Here is a 3,401-nt window from a genome sequence, read left to right as displayed (position 1 = left end):
CCTATATCGCGCTGATGATCGATACACCTGAGCTCGCCCGCCGCATCCACGCCAATCTTGGACCGACTACAGGCCAGGATGATCCCAATACCTTCACCATCATCTGGAACCGCCCAGGAACCATACGCTAAACGCTTGAGCCCGCCGAAAGGCGGGCTTCGCCTCTCAACAAAAGAGGCCGGGTTTTAAGATCAAGGACGTGGCGACAACGGGCAGTACGCAATTTCATCGCACTGCACACTGACCCGTGACTTTGGGCCGGTAGCACCGCTTTGATCGGTGCCTGTAGTTCGCTTTGGTTTGGCTCTCGCTATCAGACCGAATTTTGTAGCTGCCAATTCATATTGAGCAGGCTTTTCAGAACGAAGCCCCCAACATTTTGCCGTTTGATTTTGGCCGTGTTCCTAATCAATCTGGGTCAGTTTTATTGATTACTTTACGCAATTTTGAATCAGATTTTACGGAGAGAATTACGGACACGAAAAAACCGGCACGGAGGCCGGCTTCTTCGGAATTGGGACTAACAGGACGGCAATCCTGCCAATAGCTCAAAAACAACAGAGCTAAATTTAGTCTTTTCCACACATCTATGCAAGCCTCTAGCGCTTCCGCGCCACGGATTTTTTGTGCCTTTCTCTGAAAGGACAACATGTCGAGTACAACCTTATGTTTACGCAAAGCGTTCATGCAGCAAAAAGTGGCGGAACTCTTGAGGCGCGCTAAGACGATTGAACAGATAAATGAGGTCTTCAAACTCGTGAGCGAATTGATCACGCTCACTGACGAACTCGACCCGATGAGCGTCACGCTTTATGAATTTGTGCTCGAGCGACGAACCGAATTGCAGAACCAGCCGCAGCAGTGGTCTCGCACCAATAGCTGGTTTCCACGGCGCGTGCCCTCACTTCAATCTCGCGCGGAAGCGGCTTCAGGAAAACGTGACCCTCAGCGTCTCGAACGTAAGCGCCGTTTCGGTGGTTCATCGGTGTTGCCACAGCAGCTCAGCGGAATGTTCACGGAAGGTGAACGAGCCGTCCTTTATATCGTAGCCTCCGATATTCGGCAGACCGGTCAATGCTGCTGCACCAACAAGGAAATCGGCGATCGCGCAGGGGTAGGGCTCACAACGACCCGTAATGCATTGCGGAAAGCCCGAACGCATGGACTGATCTCCGTGGAACATCGGGAGCAATGGCGTGGTAAGAACCTCTCCAACATTGTACGGATCGTCTGCACTCACTGGAAGCGTTGGCTTGTGAAATTCAGACCGAACCTAGGCTTTTCTAAGCGTTCGATGGGTGTCAGGACATCAACGTCCATAGATACCTACGGTATAAAAGAACAGAAAGAAAAGCGAGTTTGCCAAGAAAATTTCAGCAGATCAGGTTTTGTTCCAGCGTATTCTTACCGTAAACCGTCCTATGGCTGACGCCAGATGTCCCGTTTCTGACAGAAATGAACTCGCAGCAGGTGACAAAGCGGCTTTTGAAAAGGCGCAACGAGGAGGCTTGGGTTAAACACTGTCACTAATCCACGATACTGGGTCAGATTGGAAACACGGATGTTCTGGAAACACCGTCGGCTAGCCACCCGCGAGCACTAAGTGATAATGCTTGCGGTTAAGTCGCTGATGGATAACAAAACTGCTGCTTTACTGGGATGCGCGGAGCCCTATTGAGCAGGGGTGTCTGAGCTTTCTCCCTCGCGCCAACCGCAATGCTCGCATTCAGTAAAAAGAGGCTGTTTGCGAAAACACCCGCTTCGCTAATTATGTCCGACTGTTTGCTTGAGTTCGCCTGATTTACGCCGTTGATGCTTCCATGCAGCTCCAGCTTTCCTCATTCCTTGGCTTGTACCCGTGGGCATACCTCTTCCTTGCCACATCTCGGAATGTGCGAATTGCATCAGCCTCGTGTTCGAAGTGTTGTAGCTTACACTGGCCAGAGGTACCGATCCTTCCCCATTGCCGAAAAAGGCAAGGCTCTCCGAACAGCGAATAGGAGATATGCATGGCGTAAAAGCGCGCCATGTTTCGATTGTGGTCATTGCGTTCGACGTAAAGTTCAAGTTGCCGTTCGATCATTTCATCAACGTCGTTGAAAACATCCTCAGCGTCTAATGAGACTTTTGAATCAATCGGGGCGGATTGATTCATTCCCGTGAACTGAAACAGCCTTACGGCCGGTTGTTCGCAGAACCCTGGACAGATAATCGAAAGTTAAGGATGACCAGTTTTTGCCCCGATGGTAAAAATCATCTCTCAAAGAGGCTAAGGGGGGAAGAGGGGAGGAAATGTGATGGGGAAGAATGGATTCCACAAATCTGGAAAATTACAATCGCTTCTCATTGATGGAAAACAGGCGGCGACAAGGTCTGCCAGACCGCCAGAAGCAATAGACTGGGTCGACCGGCTGCCAAATTTACATTTTGTCGCTATTGCATTGGCGTGCGGGCTCGGCACATTGGTTTTAATCACCAACGTCTTCTAAACTTGGGTACCTTTCTGCAATCACCACTGTGTATCAGCGAGGGGTGTGTATGAATGTTTTGATGATCCACATGACAGGACAAATGCCGAATAAGGACTGCTGTGAACGTTGGGATCCCCGTAGATCAGAACTTGGATTATCCGGATCTCGTTGAAAGGGTCGACGAGGTTAATGGGCATTTGAAGCGTCTGACGGCAGGCAAAAAGACAATAAGATATTCATCTTTTCAGACTTGTCGGCTTTGGCTAATGTCGCTGTGCGCAACGCTAGGAAGTTTGGTCGCATCCAGTTGCGCAGCCCCGGAATGTTGTGAGACGTGCCGGGGCTTTTTAATCTTCCCCGAGTGGTTCTCGCGCTTGCGTTCCGTTTTCCCCTACTTCACACGGATTTCAAAAGCTTAGGGCATCCGCCCTCAGCGCGCTTCGGATTGGTTTCCGCCCAGCTTCGCTCGCTTTGCTCTCTGCAGCTGGTTCCCCGCGAAACCACCCCTCCGCTTGCACACCCGCTGTTCGCCACGAGGCAAGAGGTACAGCAGCGCAGAGCTGCTGACCCCTTTAGGGGACAGAACTTAAAAGCGGAGAAAGCCTATGACTATCTGCACTGATACAGCCAGTTTCGACAATGCCCGCGCGATGCGTGAGGACGAAATGTTGAAAACTGCACCGTCTGTTTTTGCCCTCACTGCCCATGAAAGCCGCTCACACCGCTTTCAGCCAATCCCGACAATCGAAATCCTGCGTGCGCTCACCAAAGAGGGTTTTGTGCCGGTCGGAGCAAAGCAATCTCGCAGTCGGATTGAAGGCAAAGCCGAGTTTACCAAACACCTCATTCGCCTGCGCCGTATCGATGACGGTAATAGCTACAGCGTCGGTGACAATATCTGTGAAATCCTTCTCAAGAACGCCAATGACG

4 protein-coding genes are annotated in these 3,401 nt (G+C 51.1%); 3 read left to right on the top strand and 1 reads right to left on the bottom strand.

The features are described from left to right. Nucleotides 1-14 precede the first annotated feature (14 nt). Together QSJ70_RS27235 and QSJ70_RS27230 are read left to right on the top strand one after the other, a co-directional pair. The gene (locus tag QSJ70_RS27235) at nt 15-131 is read left to right on the top strand and encodes a hypothetical protein (protein ID WP_285541330.1); all 117 of its coding nucleotides are present in this window, start codon (nt 15-17) and stop codon (nt 129-131) included. A 626-nt stretch (nt 132-757) separates the two neighbouring features. Continuing rightward, nucleotides 758-1,429 (top strand): hypothetical protein, encoded by a 672-nt coding sequence (locus QSJ70_RS27230; protein ID WP_285541326.1) that lies wholly within the window; start codon nt 758-760, stop codon nt 1,427-1,429. Between the two features lie 372 nt (nt 1,430-1,801). On the opposite strand, the gene QSJ70_RS27225 is transcribed toward QSJ70_RS27230, so the two are convergent. After that, entirely contained in the window at nt 1,802-2,011 is a 210-nt protein-coding gene (locus tag QSJ70_RS27225; protein ID WP_285541328.1) for a WGR domain-containing protein, read from the bottom strand. Between the two features lie 1,065 nt (nt 2,012-3,076). Between QSJ70_RS27225 and QSJ70_RS27220 the strand changes: the two genes are divergently transcribed. Then, on the top strand, nt 3,077-3,401 hold a 325-nt coding region (locus QSJ70_RS27220), incomplete at its 3' end, for a DUF932 domain-containing protein (RefSeq protein ID WP_285541325.1).

This window comes from Brucella sp. NBRC 12950 (assembly GCF_030268145.1).
In the GTDB taxonomy this organism is placed as follows: Bacteria; Pseudomonadota; Alphaproteobacteria; order Rhizobiales; family Rhizobiaceae; genus Brucella.
Note: the sequence above shows the minus strand (reverse complement) of the source record. Positions and strands in the feature narration are given on the sequence as shown.

What these genes read in the sequence shown, in the direction of transcription:
- QSJ70_RS27235 (WP_285541330.1), top strand. Translation starts at nt 15, where the DNA reads ATGATCGATACACCTGAGCTCGCCCGCCGCATCCACGCCAATCTTGGA.
- QSJ70_RS27225 (WP_285541328.1), bottom strand. Translation starts at nt 2,011, where the DNA reads ATGCATATCTCCTATTCGCTGTTCGGAGAGCCTTGCCTTTTTCGGCAA.